Source organism: Paenibacillus soyae (genome assembly GCF_024623455.1).
In the GTDB taxonomy this organism is placed as follows: domain Bacteria; phylum Bacillota; class Bacilli; order Paenibacillales; family Paenibacillaceae; genus Pristimantibacillus; species Pristimantibacillus soyae.
Window position 1 is genome coordinate 18,430 of record NZ_JANIPJ010000035.1, and the last position, 16,182, is coordinate 34,611.

A 16,182-nucleotide genomic window follows, 5' to 3' on the forward strand; every position below is an offset into this window, starting at 1 on the left:
CATGGATCAAAAAAGCTTAGGCGTCATAGGCGGCATGGGTCCGAAGGCGACCGCCGTCTTCTTCGACAAAGTGATCGAGAACACCGTCGCCCAGCGCGACCAGGAGCATGTCGACATGATTATTCTCAATCATGCGACCATTCCGGACAGAACGACCGTCATTCTCGAAGGGACGGAAGAGCGGTTTCTCCAAGCGGTCGAGCGTGACTTGGCATTGCTCGAGAAAGCAGGGGTCGCCCATATCGCCATCCCTTGCAACACCTCGCATTACTTCTATGATCAGATGCAGGCCATGACCTCGGTGCCGATCATTCATATGGTCGACGAGACGGTGCGCTTGATCCGCGACCGTTACGGCAGCGGCCTCAAGGTCGGCGTGCTGGCGACGTCCGGCACGATGAAGAGCGGCGTCTATGCCCGCGCGTGCGAGAAATACGGCATGGAGCATTATGCTCCGGACGAAGCGGCGCAGGCGCAGGTGATGAAAATTATCTACTCCAACGTGAAACGGGACATGGACTTCTCCCCGGACGAGCTGCAGGTCCTGATCCGCGAGCTTCAGGAGGAGCACGGCTGCGGCTGCGTCATCCTGGCGTGCACCGAGCTGAGCTGCATCGAGCTTGGGCCCGACTATGTAGAAGGCGTCGTGGACGCCATGCAAGTGCTGGTCGAGCGCTCGATCACGCTCTCAGGCCGGTCCGTGAAGGGTCAGGCTTAGGACGGCTTGCGGCCGACTCGCCGGCAATCCGAGACGACCGGGACTAGCCCGCGGCTTGCCGAACGGGCTGGGAGGGTTAAGGTTGGACGATTAGTGGCAAAACTACCGTTAATATAGCCGCAAACTCGCTTTGCACCACAAATAACGGATATCTTAATGTTAAATGCTCCGGAGTACGAGCATTCCGGGGATTCAGACAAAAATAGCACCAAAATAGCCGTTATTATTATCCCGGCAGCTCTATCAATCGACAATAGTGCCATTATCGCCGCTATCTTCCCCTCTGGGAGACTCCCTCCTCTGCAGGTGCGAGGAGACTTCTGCGAAATAACAGACAAGGGCTACGGCCAAGCAAACCAAAAAACCTCCGCACAGCGCTTCAGATCGCGCAAGTGCGGAGGTTTTGATTTTAGCGGATGACCAGCGCGTGAGTGCCAAGGGCATCGTAAGAGGCGAAGAACTGGTCCGCGTCGTACGTCACTTGCCCTTGCAGCGGATTCATGACATGCACGGTGTTGTTCGTCCTATTGTAGCCGTTCAGCACGACGCAGTGCAAATTGACCGGAGCCTTGAACAGCTCGCCCGTCGTGTTGAAATACCACGACGACGTCACCTTCGGCGGCGACAAATCGAGCGTTACCCAAATGACGACCGGCCGTCCCGCGTCGAGCTCGGCGTAGATTTGCTCCCGCGTGCTGCCCGTCAGATCGACCGGCGTATAATCGCCGCCGAACTGGTCGAACACCTTGTTCGCCGCCTCGATGATCGGGGGAGCATACGAGAACCAAGCGATTTTGTCCCGCGGATTGCCGGCATACGCTTTGTTCGGATCAGCTCCGTACAGCTTGCCGTCCTTGCGGTAGAACGGCTCCTGCGGCAGGTAGTTGTCGGCCATGTTCTCCTTCGTCAGGTCGAAGCCGAGGCCGTTCAGCACCGCCGTGAGCGACGTGATCTCGCAGCCGTTCGGAAGCTCCGGCTTCTGCATGACGACCGGAACTTCATCGATATACACTTCAGAAACATTGAGCTTCCCATCCTCGCCCCAAGCATAACCTTTCACAAAAGCCGGAATGGAGCTCGCTACCGCTAATTCCTTCTCTTCCTGCTGAAGAGAGACGCTGACGGGCTCAAGGCTTAGCTCGAACGGCGCCATGACGCTGCTCTGCTTCACCACGTACTGATCCCCGTAATCCAGCGGAGAAGTCACGGCCCTTCCGTTCGCGTCCGTCGTTACGGTCTCGATGGTCCGATTCGTACTGCCGTCCAGAATCTCGAACTCCGTCCCCGGAATCGGATGCTGCGATGCGCTGTCGGTATGAATAATCGTAATAGTCCCCTGCTCGATAACCTCTTCGACAACGTTAGGCGTGCTCTCCGCTTGCCCTCCGGCGCCTCCGGTCGGTCCCGCTCCGCCGCCTCCGAGCTCCAGCCCTTCCTTTGCGACCAGAACGGCGACGACGATCAAGCCCACCGCGAACATTAACAAGATAAGCCTCTTCAACTGTCCGTCCCTCCATGTTTGACTTATTGCCGATGCGTCCGGCGACCTGCTGCACTACTGGCTTACGAATTTCCGGTACGCTTCTTCATCGAACACGCGGTCGATCTCGCCAATATATTCCGAATAGCGGTCAGGGTGGCAGAAGCCTTCTTTGAACCGGTACAGCCCGTCCGACTGGTCCAGCTTGAACACGCCGCCGAAGTCGTACCGCTCTTTGCCCTGCTCCACCGCCCATTTAATCATTTCCCACTGCAGCAGATGAGGAGCCATTAGATTGCGCTTCTCGTTACCGCTCGCGCCGTAGATGTACCACGTCTTGTCTCCATAGCTGATGGCGACAGCTGAAGCGATGATCTCTCCTTCATGCTCCGCCAAATACACACGAGTGTAGTCGCGGTAAGCATCCAGCATGCGGGAGAAATAGCCGTAAGGCCGGTACGAGATGCCGTGCCGGTTGCTCATGACCACGTACAGATCGTGGAAGATTTCCAAGTCCGCCTTCTCCGTGCTGTATCTCGTCGTAACGCCCTTGCGCTCGGACAACCGGATGTTGTAGCGGGTCTTGTGATGGAAGCTCTCCAAGAGCTCCTGTTCCGTCTTCCCTTTCAAATCGAGCACCATGTTGAAGCGCGGCTGCGTCGTATCCTTCGAGGATACGTTGCGGTTGCGAAGCACATAGCCGAGCTCGGCGTACCGGTTATGCAGCTCTTCGTCGAAGGCCGTCTCGGGATCAATTCGCAGCACGAACGCGTTATGCTCCTTTACTGCCGCCTCCGCTTCTTTCATAAGACGGTCTACCAGCTGCACATCCTTCGGATCGCAAACGGGGCCTTTGCAGCAATAGGCAAGCTTCTGATCGCCTACGGCGTTCACCATCAGAACGGACATGGCGGCGACGATCTCCCCCGCTTCCTCTAGATAGACGTAGAGGGGAATCCAGTTGCTCTTCACCTCGGACCATCCGGTATCCTGGGTCGTCGTCGCATAAGGCGACGTGCGGACGAACCGCTCGTAGCGGTCCAGTTCCTCTGTATTCGTGTTGTCAACAATCGGCATTACAGATTTCCTTTCTGCTCGTAGAATTGTTTGTACCGGTCCTCATACTGCTTGTAATACTTGCGAACGTGCCACCAGCGCTTGATCGCCTTGTCCGCGTCGTATTGGAGGGTCATGCAGTACTTCTTCTCCTTAATGAGCTTCTTCATATATTGGACGGCTTCTTTGTCCTCCGTATAGGTCAACGCGACCTCCTTCGGCACGCCGAGCCACAGATGCTCCGTGTTCGCGTAGACCGTAGGCTCCTGCTTGCCGTAAACGAGGCTTTCCACGATGAACTTCGCCAGGTTGTACCCGCTGCCTGTCGTGAAGAAGCTGCTGCGCCCTTGGCGCAAATTGATTTCGAAAATTTTGTATTTGCCGTCGCGTGCATCGTACTTCATGTCGAAGTTGGCAAGCCCCGTGTAGCCCAGCTTCTCGAGAAACTGCTGGTACTGCTTGTAGATGTCCTCGTTGTATTCGTTCACGATCGCCACGTAGTTGCCGACAAGCGTCGGCGTGCAGTCCTCCAGCAGCGGCCGGCCGAGGCACATGAGGCGGACTTTGCCGTTCTGGTCGGAGTAAGCGTTCAGTACGCGCATGTTGGAATCGTCGCCCGGAATAAAGTCCTGCACGATCATTTTGCCGGTATAAGTCGATCCATAGATCGCCTTCAGCGTGCTCTCGAGCTCGGCTTGATCCTTAATAATGTAAGCTTTTTTCTTGCCCTCGAACGACGCTTCGAGATACGCGATGCTGTCCGCGGGCTTGAGAGCCACAGGGAAGCCGAACGGGAGCTGCGGCGATGCGGCGTTCTCTTGGGTCACGATATACGTCGCCGGGTAGTCGAGTCCATACTCTTCGCAGAGAGCGTAGAAACGGTCCTTGTACAGCAGCTCGTCGATCCACTTCTCGGCGACGAACGGCAGCTCGTAATAAGGCGCCAGCTTGTCCTGGTTGCGGATGACCAGCTCCGCGTAGCTGTCGCTGCTGGCGATAAGCACGAGCTTGTCCGCTTCTTGCTTTAGCTCGCGCGCGAAGGCGATCATCTCGTCCGCGAAGACGGCCGGGTCATCGAGATTCTCGACGACTTTGATCGTCGTAATATCGGAGTAATTCGTCATGAACAGCCGGCCCTTGCCTATGCAGCGGCTGATCACGCCGTATTCCATGTGGAAGGAGCGCGCCATGCCGTAGGCGTTAATATCGGTGCCGAGAATGACGGGGATAAAGTCCTGCTTAGCCACTTAATCAATCTCCTTTTAAGGTAGTTCAAAGAGTACTCCTTTGATCACGAAGCATCTCCCTGAAGCTTAATCGACTTCGAATTTTGAATTCAGCCGGAACTTCCGGTGCTCACGTAGCTTCCAGCTACGCTCCGCTCCTCATTTCCTAGCTTCATCCAAACTTCTCGGTGCTGAAAGGCGAACTCTTTGAACTTTCATTTAATTACATATCAATAAAAAACCGCTTGTACCAGACCAGGAACACGTATGACGTCCAAATGTAGCGGGCGCGGTTCTTCTGGCCGTGGTAGTGCTCGTCGAGATAGCCGATCAGCTTGTCCGTGTTGAAGAAAGCCTGCGCGTAATCCGCGGAGAACGTCTCCTTCACGAGATTGTAGTAGCGCTCTTCGCGCAGCCAGTGGCGAACCGGAACCGGGAAGCCCAGCTTCGGACGATTCGCCCATTCCTCAGGCAGGTCCTGGAGCGCCGCCTGACGCAGCGCGTATTTCGTGTCGATCGCGTTGACGCGATGACGGGACGGGATTTTTTTGCCGAGTTCCATCACCTGCTTGTCGAGGAACGGCACGCGAAGCTCGATGGAATGCGCCATGCTCATCTTGTCCGCCTTCAGCAGGATATCGCCCGGCAGCCACAGATGCAGGTCGAGATATTGCATCTTGGTCACGTCGTCCGCGCCCTGCACGTTGTCGTACACCTTGCGCGTAATGCTCGCGACGGACGGGCCTTTGCGATAGTCCGGCTTCAGGACGCCAAGCGCGTCCTCGTCGGAGAAAATAACCGCCTCCCCGATGAACCGTTCCTCGACCTTCTGGCCGCCCTTGATCAAGAACTCCGAAATCCGGTTTTTCGGCAGCTTCTTCGCGATATGGTGCACCGTGCGCCGGATGCCATAAGGCAGCTTTTCGTAGCTCTCCATCTTCGGAGAATTCTGATACCATGGATAGCCGCCGAAAATTTCGTCCGCTCCTTCGCCGGAGAGCACGACCGTTACATCCTTGCGGGCAAGCTCCGCCAAGAAATACAGCGGCAGAGACGATAGGTTGGAATGCGGCTCGTCCATGTGGTATTGGATCGTCGGGAGCGCGTCGAAGCACTCCTCCGCCGTTACCATTTTGCGTTCGTTCTGGACGTTCAGCTGCTCGGAGAGCTCCTTCGCCAGGTTCGTCTCGTTGAACATCGCTTCGTAATCGGCGAAGCCGACGGAGAACGACTTGTTCGGGCGAAGCAGCGCCGTAATGTAGCTGGAATCAATGCCGCCGGAGAGGAACGAGCCGACCTTCACGTCGCTGATTTTGTGCGCCGCTACCGACTCTTGTACCGTCTCTCGAATCTGCTGGGTGTAATGCTCGAGCGTGTTTTCTTCCTCGCGGAACGCTTTGTCCCAATATTTGCGAATCGTAATCTCGCCGTTCTTGATCACCATGTAATGCGCGGGCGGCAGCTTGTACACGCCCTTGAAGAACGTCTCGTCCATCGCCGAATACTGGAACGTCAAGTACGGCCGAAGCGCATCCTTGTTCAGCTCCTTCACGAAGGATGGATGCGGCAGGAACGACTTGATCTCCGAGCCGAACAGGAACGTGCCGTCCGCCGTATGGCGCGTGTAGTAGAGCGGCTTGATGCCGAAGCCGTCGCGCGCAATGAACGTCGTGCCGTCCCGCTTGTCCCAGATACAGAACGCGAACATGCCGCGAAGGCGCTGCAGAAGGTCGGTGCCGTAGGCCAGATAGCCGTAAATCAGCACCTCGCTGTCCGAGGACGTCCGGAACGTGTACCCCTTCTCTCTCAGCTCCTCGCGAAGCTCTTGGAAGTTATAAATTTCGCCGTTGAACACGAGAACAATGTTCCCGTCCTCGCTATACAAGGGCTGGTTAGCCGCCGTCGACAAGTCGATGATGCTGAGCCTGCGGAAGCCGAGCACGACGCTGTCGTCCTCATGTACGCCGCCGCTGTCGGGACCGCGGTGAATGATCGTTTCGAGCATATTTTCAATAACGGAAGGATGATCGATGCTGTTGTTTCCTTTGATATAACCTACAAAACCGCACATATGAGTTCACCTCTAAATTCGTACAATCGCACTCTCTACATGATACCGTTAACGCGGGGTCATTGTCGAATAATAGAACCCCAAATTTCTATTTTAATGGAAGCGGTACCTGAAGGCATGAACCAAATGGACGAATTCGGCGGAGGAGTCTTGCAGCCCCCAACCCCGCATGTTAAAATGTGTAGTGTTGCGCGCCCGTAGCTCAGCAGGATAGAGCGACAGTTTCCTAAACTGCAGGTCGTACGTTCGAATCGTATCGGGCGCGCCAGCTTTCCTAAACCTTGTTATGGCAAGGTTTTTTGTTTTTTAGGGGAGTCTTTTGGGCAACCGACAAAAAAGCTACCTTGAATGAGGTAGCTTTTCTTATGTTGATAATAGGATTAGCAGTAACCCGGCTATGCTGAATAGCAGGAGAGCCGTAAAAAGCATTTGCAACAAGTAACGAGCGCTTGTCGTGCTGAAGTGCTGGATACAATAAACGACAGCATATATTCCCACTGTCGTAAGGCACGCAGCGATAAGAATAAAGAAAGTCCGAACAACATCCTCAAATAACAGAGAAACGCCAAAAAAGATAACTGCGCTAAGAGCGCCCGTCAGAAAGGATAGGAGTACTTCTTTTTTTGAGATATTCATGATTTCACCCCTCGCCTGCCATCCGGTCCAAATGATAAACAATCACCTGTCGAATATCCTCCGGCGACATCGTTTGCTTACGCGTTACGCCGTGCACGACAAGCCCGTCCACCAGCGCATGAAGACGCATCGCCTCCAGATGGGGGTCGGTCTCCGGTCTCGCCATGCCAATCTGAATAAGCGAATCCACGATTCGCCTGAAGCCCGCGTACAAAGTATCATGCACTTCTTCGCTGAGCTCCCTCAGCTTCGGATGCGCAAGCGCGCTCCCGACGAAAGCAAGCCACACCTCGCATTCCGCGAGGCGCTCTTCGTCAAGGGGGACCAACTCGCCGATAATCGCTTCGATATCCTGACGAGGGTTCCCGCTATATGTCATATTCTGAATCCGCTTATTAACTCGCTCCGAAACCAGCCGCATCGAAAATTCCAGCAGCTCCGACTGCGTCGTGAAGTAATGCCGCAGCGAGCCGAGCGACATCCCGGCCTCGTCCGCGACGCTGCGCACGGATGCTCCCTCCACCCCATCCCGGCGTATGACGCGCCAAGCCGCTTCCGCCAGCTGTTCCCTGCGTTGATCATGATCTACGATTTTAGGCATGGTTTTATTTTAACATGAATTGCTTTTTTAATACAATTGTGCGAAAATGAGTTTATCATTTAAGTAATACAACTGTACTAAAAAGGGAGTGGCCTCATTCTATGATTACGGCTTTCATCATCGGCTGCGAAATCGGATTCTGGGTGCTCGTGCTCGCGGGTCTCGCTAGCCGCTACTTGCTCCGCTTGAAGACGCTGGGCGCAATTCTTCTCCTTCTGACCCCGGTCGTCGACTTGGTGCTCATCATCGCGACGGTCATCGATCTACGCGGCGGCGCCGTCGCCACGACCATTCACGGGATTTCAGCGATCTATATCGGGGTATCCATCGCATATGGGCACAAGATGATCGCGTGGGCGGACGTACGCTTCGCACACCGGTTCGCGGGCGGTCCCGCTCCGGAACCGAGGCCGAAGCACGGCCCTGAGCATGCGCGCTATGAGCGCCGGATGTGGTTCCACCATCTGCTGGCTTGGATCATTGGCGGACTCGTGCTGCTCGGCATGATTTGGTATGTAGACGATGTTTCACGGACCGAGAGCCTGCAAGGCATTCTGCGAATATGGTCAATCGCGATTACAGTCGACTTCTTGTACAGCTTCAGCTTCAGCATTTGGCCGAAAAAAGCCAAGGCCTAACCTTTCCTTCCTGCTGCCTCTCTATCCTCACAAAAGCCCTGGAACCGCGCCGTCACGCGGTTCTTTTTTTTCTATCCGCTTCTGTTTCCACTCATTCGACAATATACATATGGGGCGTCGGGATCACGCGATGCCCGCGTTCCACAAAGAGATGATAAGGAGTGTGCGAGATCCGTGTTTGTTAGGTATCCAAGCAAGGCATCTGTCTGGAAGACGGCACTTATCTTGTTGCTGGCCGTAGCCATGACCGCGCTGGCTTCGCCGAGAGCGGCAAAAGCGGCGGAGGCACCGCCGATTAAGGTATTTCTAAATGATTCGCAGCTGCAATTCGCCGTAGATCCGATGCTCCAAGACGGGACAACGCAGGTCCCCTTCCGTGTGCTGTTCGAAGCCATGGGCCTCAAGGTCGGGTGGAATGCAGAGAAGAGGCTTGTGACGGGGACGAAGGACGACTTGAGCATTGAGCTGACGATCGGCAGCAAAGAAGCGTACGTGAACGGCAAGAAGCTCCCGCTTCTCCAGCCTCCCCGGATCGTATCGGGCCATACGCTCGTGCCGCTTCGCTTCGTCGGCGAATCCACTGGGGCCATCGTAGTCTGGGATAACAAGCTTAGAGAGATCACGATCATTACGGAAGAGTTTGCCGAGTCGCTTGGCGTGACCATGGAGGAAATGAGACAGCTGGCGTCGGAGTGGGAGGCGCAGAATAATTCGAGCGGGACACATCCCGACCCTAATCCGGCCGTTCCGTTGAATCCGTCCCCTTCGATACCAGCGGGGGAAGTGCCGGATAAACCCAAGGGCGACGGCACATACAAGCCGGCGACTGGCGAACCTATTACCCTCTCAAGCTTGCAAGGGATGTATTACGGCTTCAGCGACGACTTCGGTGGCTATGAATGCGGCGGCATCTGCTGGCATTACTATACCTTCCTGCCGGGCGGGAAGGTTCTGGTCGGCGAACCGCCGGAGGGCGGTCCCGAAACAATAGATTGCAAGAGGGACGGCTGCTTGTCTTATACGATCAGCAACGGCAGCTTGACGCTTAGCAGCGGCGAGAAGCTAAGCATCAAGCTGGAGAAAGGCGAGCTTGTCATTGACGACGTGTTGCTGACGGCCGTGCAGCCGGCTGCGGACGATCTCCGTCTGGATAACACGTTCCAGAACATTACCTACTGGGGCTTTGTCGGCATTACGGGCTTCTCTTCATCTTCAACGGAGTACATCACGTTTTACCCGAACGGCGCGTTCGAGACCGACAGCACCACCCTCGGAAGCTTCGATGCCGGTTCTTCGGTTACGAATAGCGTGTCTACGGACGGCAGCACGGGCACTTATCGCATTCGGGGTAATTCGATCACATTCGCTTATAATGACGGGCGGACGGTGCATAAGCTGTTTTTTGTTCAAGACGCGCCGGACAACTTGGACGTTCAGATCGGCGGGCTTAATTTTTATGTAGATACCGATTAGTCACCGTTTAGCAACAAGCCGGCGCTGCTCGCGGAGCAAGCGAACGCCGGCTTGTTGTCGCTTAGGGCAGAGTTGTAACATCCGTAGCCACCCACTGCCCTTTCCGCCATTTGACACCGAGCTCCACTTCCTCAAGGAAGCCCAACCGGTCACCGTCATAACGATTCTCTACCGTAACCTTAGCGACAAAAAAGAGATGAAGCGGAAATCCCTTAATGCCGTATTGATGGCGATCCTGTTCATAGCTGTCCTCGTAGCCGGTCATTCTTCTCATAGGCGGGTAAAGCTCGTTGTACACCTCTTTGGTCATATTGGCCTGAATCATGGAGGGCGGCATCATGGCTGTTCTGACGATTTCCTTGGCCTGATCAGAGATACGAAGGCCCACTATAATATAAGCCGCTGCAAAAAGGAGCGCCGCCGCGAGCAACACTGACGTTTTCTTCTTGTTCACCCTACTCCTCCTTGCGTGTCTATACACATTTGTGGTTCGATGGTATATTTGAAGGAATTGCGTTAATTATCCAATCCGTGGAAGCTCACAATTTACAAAACGTCATGGACATGGAAGATGTTGCAAACTGCGAATTACAAAAAGGATGTGCTGACACTGGAGGCTTCATTACAGGAAGAGAAAAAGTACGATACCCTGCCCTTAGGCGTTTCCGGATTTGGCGGGTGGCTGATTTTGGTGCAGATCGGATTGTACATCACCCTAATCGGCGGATTTATTTCGATCTTTACAACCTTCATCCCCTCCTTCCAGCCCGAGGTATGGGAGGTTTTCGCCACTCCGGGCTCGGAATGGTATCACCCTTTATGGGGACCGCTGCTTATCTTTGAAACCGCATACGGCTTACTCACTCTGCTTGCCGTCATCATCCTTTTCACGTGCTTCTATATGAGAAAATCGTTTGTCCCGCGCTTCTTCATTATTCTCTACGCAGGCAACCTGCTCCTGACGGTCGTGGATTCGGTGCTGATGCAGATCATTGACAGGGAGACAGGCGTGCTTGGCGGCGACACCGGCATTTATACCGATATTGTCCGCTCCGCCATTACATGCGCGATCTGGATTCCCTACTTCTTGAAGTCGGAGCGCGTAGCCAATACGTTCATTCGGTAGTAAAATGCTATCTATCGCAAATTGAGAGTTTTCTGCTACTATATGGATGGGCCCCGCGGCTTTCAACATTCAGCGTCTTTTGACAACTTTCTCTTAAGACGCGCGGTACTACATCGAGGCTCCTGCCGCATATAATGCCACAGCGCAATATATTACGCGATGGACGGCCCGTCGCAGAGGAGGAAACAACTTGAATCAACCCTTCTACCCCGTTTCCAATGAAGAACGGACATACGGCATGCTGTGCCACATCCTTGCCTTCAGCGGATTCATTGTTCCATTCGGTACGATTATCGGCCCGCTGATCATGTGGCTTATTAAGAAGGACCAATCGGCCTTCATCAACGATCAAGGGAAGGAAGCGGTCAACTTCCAGATCAGCTGCGCGATCTACGCCATTGTAGGGGCTGTTCTGTGCCTGATCGTCATCGGCGTCTTTCTTCTCATTGCACTCGGCATCTTCTGGATCATCTTCGTCATTATCGGGTCCGTCAAGGCCAACGAAGGAAAGCTGTACCGCTACCCGATGACCCTTCGTTTTATAAAATAGACTTTGCGCGCGCCGCAAAACCAAACCCGGGGTATCCTTCTACAAAGGACACCCCGGGTTTTGTCGTTTGCGCTTCTATTTGGGCAGTTGGGCCGAGTATCGCTTGCGCAGCGCGTTCAGACGGTCCAGCTTCTCCATCGCTTGACCGTCTCTTCTCTTCGTAACCCCGACCGCCAAAGCCTCCGCCACGGCAATGGGCGCCGTCATGGAATGAAAGCCGTCCATCTCTCCCCGATCGATCTGCAGGCAATAATCGCATTCCTGAATCATATCGGAAACAAGCAAATCCGTAATCAGCACGGATCGGCAGCCCGCTTCCTTGGCATGCGCCAGCAGCACGGTCAGCTCCGGGGTTCGCTTCACGAATCCGAACAAGAGCAAGACGTCCCCTTCCCCCGCATGCATCAGGGTCTCGAGCAGCTCGCTTCCGCTCGCCGCCATTCGGACGGCGTCAACGCCGATTCGGTTCAGACGGAACGAGAGCAGCTCGGCCGCGCATCCGGCGGCGCCTCCCCCGAACAGATAGAGCTTGCGCGCTTCATGGACGGCCTCGACGGCAAGCCGGAATTGCTCCCGGTCCAAGCGTTTCCCCGATTCCGTGACATTGGATGCCGCGATGTCAGCGATCTCGGTGATGATATCCGCTTCCGCATGATCGACTTTGCGGAGAATTTGCTTCATTTTTTTCGCCGGGGTTGCCTGTCCGTTCTGAAGCAAATGAAGCTTAAAGGCCTTCAGATTCGCGTAGCCCACGGCGCGCCAGAATCGGGATACCGTCGCCGTGCTGACCCCGGCTTGCCGTGCGATATCCTCATCCGTGCAGTACGGAATGTGCGGCAAAGCGCCCATAATATAGTTCGCTATCGCCTGCTGGCTCTTGGACAGGGAGGAGAGCTCCGTTCCCCATTTAATCTCCGTCATACTACGAATCACCTCGAAAGTCTTCTCTTCGCCCGAGTATAGCACAGGATGAAAACTTGTGAAATATTTTTTGCATATAATACATAATGAAATTTTATTTACAATATACTTAAATCGCGTTGACGATACGAAAACATACCTTCTTTACTATTGGAAACGAAAAGACCAATTGAAGGAGGATTTGATCATGATTTCCCCGCTCAAGAAGCGATACGAGCTGACGCAGTCGCAGAAGCTGATGGTGTTCATTCTATCCATGTCCCTGTACGGCATCTCCAACATGTTCACCGAGCTTATTCCGGCCATTCAGCTCGGGCCCATCGAGCTCAAGGTGGAATACTTCGCTTTCATTCCGCTTACGCTCTGCATTCTGTTCCACCCCCTGTACGCCGCAATCGGAGCGTCCTTCGGCGAAGTGATCTTCGGGGAGCTGCTGCTTGGCCAATTCGGCGGGCTAGGCGAGCTCGAGAAATTTATCGAATTTACTCTGGCGATGTACATAGCCGGGCTGCTCGTCCGGGATCCCCGCAACCGCAAGCAGCTTGCCATTGCTTCGTTCGTAGCCGTCGGCATCGATCAGATGCTTAGCGCCATCGTCGATATGGGCAAGGTTTGGTTCGGCATCGAAGAGCTGGAGACGCTTCCCGGCATTCCGGAAAGCTTACTATTAATTGAGGGTGTCGGTTTCCTAAACGCGATGCTAATAACCGGCATTCTGTTCTCCTTATTGCCGACCTGGTATCTTGTTCCGCGCTTATACGGCAAGATCGAGCCGCTGCTCGGCATGAAGCCGCGAGACAGCCGTATTCCGGTATCGTTGGGCGAAATCATGAGGCCTCGCCTCCTGCTGATCGCCATCATCTTTATTTTCATTGCGGCCGTTTCCGAATTTATGGCGGAATCCGATATCAACTTCGCCGTCTGGGAGCCGGAGTTTCTGGAGCAATACGGGAACGGATTTATGTGGGTCAGCATAGGCGCCGCCGCGCTGGTGCTCGTCCTGACCATTATCGCTGCGCTTCGGGCGAAACGCCGCCAAGCCGGATTGCCGAAGGATGTAACGCCGTGATTCCGGCTGCCGCAAGTCACCATCTAGTCGAGGAGCCTGCACAAGCGGCTCCCGCGATAGAATTGAAGAACGTCAGCTTCCGATATCCCGGCGCCGAAACGGATTCGCTCCGCGATGTTTCGCTCACCGTGCAGCGCGGCGAATTCGTCGCGATTATCGGTACGAACGGCAGCGGCAAGTCCACGCTCTGCAAATGCTTGAACGGGCTTATCCCGCACTACTACGTCGGGGATTTGACGGGCTGCCTCCATATTGCCGGCCTTCATGCGGCAGAAGAGAGCGTAGCCTCCCTCTCCCGCAAGGTCGCGTATGTGTTTCAGGACTTCGAGAATCAGCTCGTTCGGCCCACGGTATACGATGAAGCGATCTTCGCCCCGCTTAACTTCGGTTACGCGGACTACCGCTCCCGCGGGGAGCGCGCCCTGGCCCTGTTAGATTTGACCCGTCTGAAGGAGCGCTGGATTTGGCAGCTGAGCGGCGGCCAGAAGCATTTAACGGCGCTTGCCGGAACGCTGTCGCTCGATCCGGACATTATCATCGTCGATGAGCCCGTTGCCCAGCTCGATCCCTATCATGCCCGGCTCATCTATGACAAGCTTAAGGAGCTGAACGAGCGCCACGGCAAAACCATTATCGTCATCGAGCATCATACGGAGTTTATCGCGGACTACTGCAGTAAAGTCGTGCTTATGGATCAAGGCACCCTGCGATGGATGAAGCCTGTGCAAGAAGCGCTATCCGCCGTCGAGGAGCTGACCTCTCTTCAAATTCTGCCTCCGCAGGTGACGAGGGCGGCTTATGCGGCGGATCCGTCACGAGCCCTGTATCCTATTACGCTCGAGGAGGGCGAGGCTTACTTCCGGGAGGTAGCCAGGAGCGTTTCATTGCCCGGGCAATCGGCGACAATCCGTTCCGATGCTGAGGTCTCCGCGAAGAAGGAAGGCCTCATCGAAATCCGGCACGTTTCCTACGCCTACAAAACCGTCGCCAAAGAGCGGCATCCCGTAATTCGAAGCGCCGACCTTCACTTGTATGAAGGGGATCGCGTCGCCATTGTCGGCAATAACGGGGCCGGCAAGTCGACGCTGCTGAAGCTGATATCCGGGCTCAAGAAGCCGGAAGGCGGCCTATTGACCGTCTGCGGCCGGGAGACCGCGCGTACTTCTCCGGAGAAGCTGGCCGACTTCGTCGCGTACATTCATCAGAATCCGGAGGAGATGTTTATTGAAGACACCGTCCGGAAGGACGTGGAATATTTTCTGAAGGCGCGTCATCAGCTTAACGATTCTTCCTTTATCGATGAGGTCATCTCCAGGCTGCGTCTTCAGGACCTTCAGCAACGAGACGGTCGATTGCTCAGCGGGGGACAGCAACGGAGAGCGACGCTCGCCATCGGGCTCGCGATGCGTCCGACCGTCATGCTGCTGGATGAACCGACGGCAAGCCTTGATGCGGCAAGCCGGCGGGAGCTAGGCGAGATGATGAAGGAGCTGCAGGACCGGGTGAAGCTGACCGTCATCGCGACCCATGATATGCAGCTGGTTGCGGAATGGGCGAACCGGGTGATCGTCCTTTATGAAGGTGCTATTGCGATGGATACGAATCCTGAGACTCTGTTCAGCGAGCCTGCTCTTCTTCGTCAGGCCGGGCTTGTTGCCCCGCAAATGACGGAGCTGTCGCATCGTCTCGCCTTGTCGCCGCCCGCGCTGACCGTATCCCGCTTCTTGGAGCGGATGGGGATTGGACCTATTTCACATAAGGAGGGGAGGTGGACCGATGGAAGCCATGAAGCGAACCCTGCTGGATAAAATAAACGTGGAAAACGTGAAGCTGGAGCTGATGCGCACGGCATTCGGCCGCCAGTCGACGTTGCTCGGGCGATTGGATCCCCGAATACTCATCATCTGGTATTCGATTTTCGCCGTCATGCCATGGTTTATCCATGAAGAAGCCGTCCTCTTCGGCTTGCTGCTGCCGATGATCCTCTTCACGCTGTCCTCCAAAGTCAGTCCGCTCGTCCTTATCATTATGGCCATCGGACTTCTGAGCGAGCTTGCGTACATCCTCATCGCGTCCTTTTTATTTGGCGGCAGCATGGAAGGAATATGGGCTCTCCTCACTCTGACGCTGAAAATACTCATTATTTCGCTAGCCAGCATCGCCGTGTTCTCCAGCATGGACCCCGAGAAGCTGAGCGATGCCCTGCTCAGCTTGGGCATGCCCGCGCAATTCAGCTTCGGCGTCTCCTACGGCTATCGGACGCTGCCGATCCTCATCGAGGAATATCATAACCTGATTCACTCCTACCGTCTGCGCGGCAGAGCCCCCGAGGCAGACAGCTGGCTGCGGTGGCGTTCCCTGCTATATATGGCGAAGATCAGCGTCATCGCGTTTTATCCGCTTATTCTGAATACGGCGAAACGAACGAGGACCACGGTGGAAGCGCTGGAGGTGCGGGGCTTCACGTATTCGCTTGTCAATAAGGAGGCCAAACGCCTGAAGCTGGCTTATCTTCGCGTCTCCTGGCGGGATTATGTCTTCTTGGCCGTTAGCGCTATCTATATGGCGGCGCTGTTCTGGACGGCGCATGCTATCTTTCCCCTATAAACGACAGATT

General features: G+C 55.1%; 15 protein-coding genes and 1 tRNA gene. 9 read left to right on the forward strand and 7 right to left on the reverse strand.

Annotated elements, in window-relative coordinates; genetic code table 11:
* The first annotated feature begins 1 nt into the window (after position 1).
* Positions 2-718 carry a cysteate racemase gene (cuyB, locus tag NQZ67_RS28640; protein ID WP_257452721.1) on the forward strand — a complete coding sequence of 239 codons (717 nt, stop codon included), beginning with the start codon at positions 2-4 and terminating at the stop codon, positions 716-718.
* 409 nt (positions 719-1,127) lie between these two features.
* Here cuyB and NQZ67_RS28645 read toward each other — a convergent pair whose 3' ends face one another.
* From NQZ67_RS28645 to asnB, 4 genes are all read right to left on the reverse strand, one after another.
* On the reverse strand, positions 1,128-2,219 hold the full coding sequence (locus NQZ67_RS28645; RefSeq protein ID WP_257452723.1) for a C39 family peptidase: 1,092 nt from the start codon (positions 2,217-2,219) through the stop codon (positions 1,128-1,130).
* Between the two features lie 54 nt (positions 2,220-2,273).
* A complete protein-coding gene (locus NQZ67_RS28650) occupies positions 2,274-3,275 on the reverse strand; it encodes a lipid II:glycine glycyltransferase FemX (protein ID WP_257452724.1) in 1,002 nt (333 codons plus the stop codon).
* The gene (locus tag NQZ67_RS28655) at positions 3,275-4,501 is read right to left on the reverse strand and encodes a carboxylate--amine ligase (RefSeq protein ID WP_257452725.1); all 1,227 of its coding nucleotides are present in this window, start codon (positions 4,499-4,501) and stop codon (positions 3,275-3,277) included. The genes NQZ67_RS28650 and NQZ67_RS28655 overlap by 1 nt, the downstream gene beginning before the upstream one ends.
* Positions 4,502-4,703: 202 nt before the next feature.
* Positions 4,704-6,551 carry an asparagine synthase (glutamine-hydrolyzing) gene (asnB, locus tag NQZ67_RS28660; RefSeq protein ID WP_257452726.1) on the reverse strand — a complete coding sequence of 616 codons (1,848 nt, stop codon included), beginning with the start codon at positions 6,549-6,551 and terminating at the stop codon, positions 4,704-4,706.
* A gap of 191 nt (positions 6,552-6,742) precedes the next feature.
* Here asnB and NQZ67_RS28665 point away from each other — a divergent pair.
* A tRNA-Arg gene (locus NQZ67_RS28665) sits at positions 6,743-6,819 on the forward strand.
* A gap of 372 nt (positions 6,820-7,191) precedes the next feature.
* On the opposite strand, the gene NQZ67_RS28670 is transcribed toward NQZ67_RS28665, so the two are convergent.
* Positions 7,192-7,788, reverse strand: a complete 597-nt coding sequence (locus tag NQZ67_RS28670) for a TetR/AcrR family transcriptional regulator (RefSeq protein WP_257452727.1) — start codon at positions 7,786-7,788, stop codon at positions 7,192-7,194.
* A 101-nt stretch (positions 7,789-7,889) separates the two neighbouring features.
* Between NQZ67_RS28670 and NQZ67_RS28675 the strand changes: the two genes are divergently transcribed.
* Together NQZ67_RS28675 and NQZ67_RS28680 are read left to right on the forward strand one after the other, a co-directional pair.
* Positions 7,890-8,426 carry a hypothetical protein gene (locus NQZ67_RS28675; RefSeq protein ID WP_257452728.1) on the forward strand — a complete coding sequence of 179 codons (537 nt, stop codon included), beginning with the start codon at positions 7,890-7,892 and terminating at the stop codon, positions 8,424-8,426.
* Between the two features lie 174 nt (positions 8,427-8,600).
* Positions 8,601-9,899, forward strand: coding sequence for a copper amine oxidase N-terminal domain-containing protein (locus NQZ67_RS28680; protein ID WP_257452730.1), 1,299 nt, complete (start codon positions 8,601-8,603; stop codon positions 9,897-9,899).
* A 61-nt stretch (positions 9,900-9,960) separates the two neighbouring features.
* On the opposite strand, the gene NQZ67_RS28685 is transcribed toward NQZ67_RS28680, so the two are convergent.
* A complete protein-coding gene (locus NQZ67_RS28685) occupies positions 9,961-10,353 on the reverse strand; it encodes a hypothetical protein (RefSeq protein ID WP_257452732.1) in 393 nt (130 codons plus the stop codon).
* Positions 10,354-10,470: 117 nt separating this feature from the next.
* On the opposite strand from NQZ67_RS28685, the gene NQZ67_RS28690 reads away from it, so the two are divergent.
* The gene (locus NQZ67_RS28690) at positions 10,471-11,025 is read left to right on the forward strand and encodes a DUF2569 domain-containing protein (protein ID WP_257452733.1); all 555 of its coding nucleotides are present in this window, start codon (positions 10,471-10,473) and stop codon (positions 11,023-11,025) included.
* Positions 11,026-11,215: 190 nt separating this feature from the next.
* Entirely contained in the window at positions 11,216-11,575 is a 360-nt protein-coding gene (locus NQZ67_RS28695) for a DUF4870 domain-containing protein (protein ID WP_257452735.1), read from the forward strand.
* 75 nt (positions 11,576-11,650) lie between these two features.
* On the opposite strand, the gene NQZ67_RS28700 is transcribed toward NQZ67_RS28695, so the two are convergent.
* On the reverse strand, positions 11,651-12,496 hold the full coding sequence (locus tag NQZ67_RS28700; RefSeq protein ID WP_257452737.1) for a MurR/RpiR family transcriptional regulator: 846 nt from the start codon (positions 12,494-12,496) through the stop codon (positions 11,651-11,653).
* Between the two features lie 190 nt (positions 12,497-12,686).
* On the opposite strand from NQZ67_RS28700, the gene NQZ67_RS28705 reads away from it, so the two are divergent.
* The 3 genes from NQZ67_RS28705 to NQZ67_RS28715 are packed head-to-tail and all read left to right on the forward strand — an operon-like array spanning position 12,687 to position 16,172.
* Entirely contained in the window at positions 12,687-13,565 is an 879-nt protein-coding gene (locus NQZ67_RS28705) for a DUF8171 family membrane protein (RefSeq protein ID WP_371825370.1), read from the forward strand.
* Positions 13,562-15,373, forward strand: a complete 1,812-nt coding sequence (locus tag NQZ67_RS28710) for an ABC transporter ATP-binding protein (protein ID WP_257452740.1) — start codon at positions 13,562-13,564, stop codon at positions 15,371-15,373. Before NQZ67_RS28705 ends, NQZ67_RS28710 begins: the two co-directional genes overlap by 4 nt.
* A complete protein-coding gene (locus tag NQZ67_RS28715; RefSeq protein WP_257452743.1) occupies positions 15,342-16,172 on the forward strand; it encodes an energy-coupling factor transporter transmembrane component T family protein in 831 nt (276 codons plus the stop codon). The genes NQZ67_RS28710 and NQZ67_RS28715 overlap by 32 nt, the downstream gene beginning before the upstream one ends.
* The last annotated feature ends 10 nt before the right edge of the window (positions 16,173-16,182 follow it).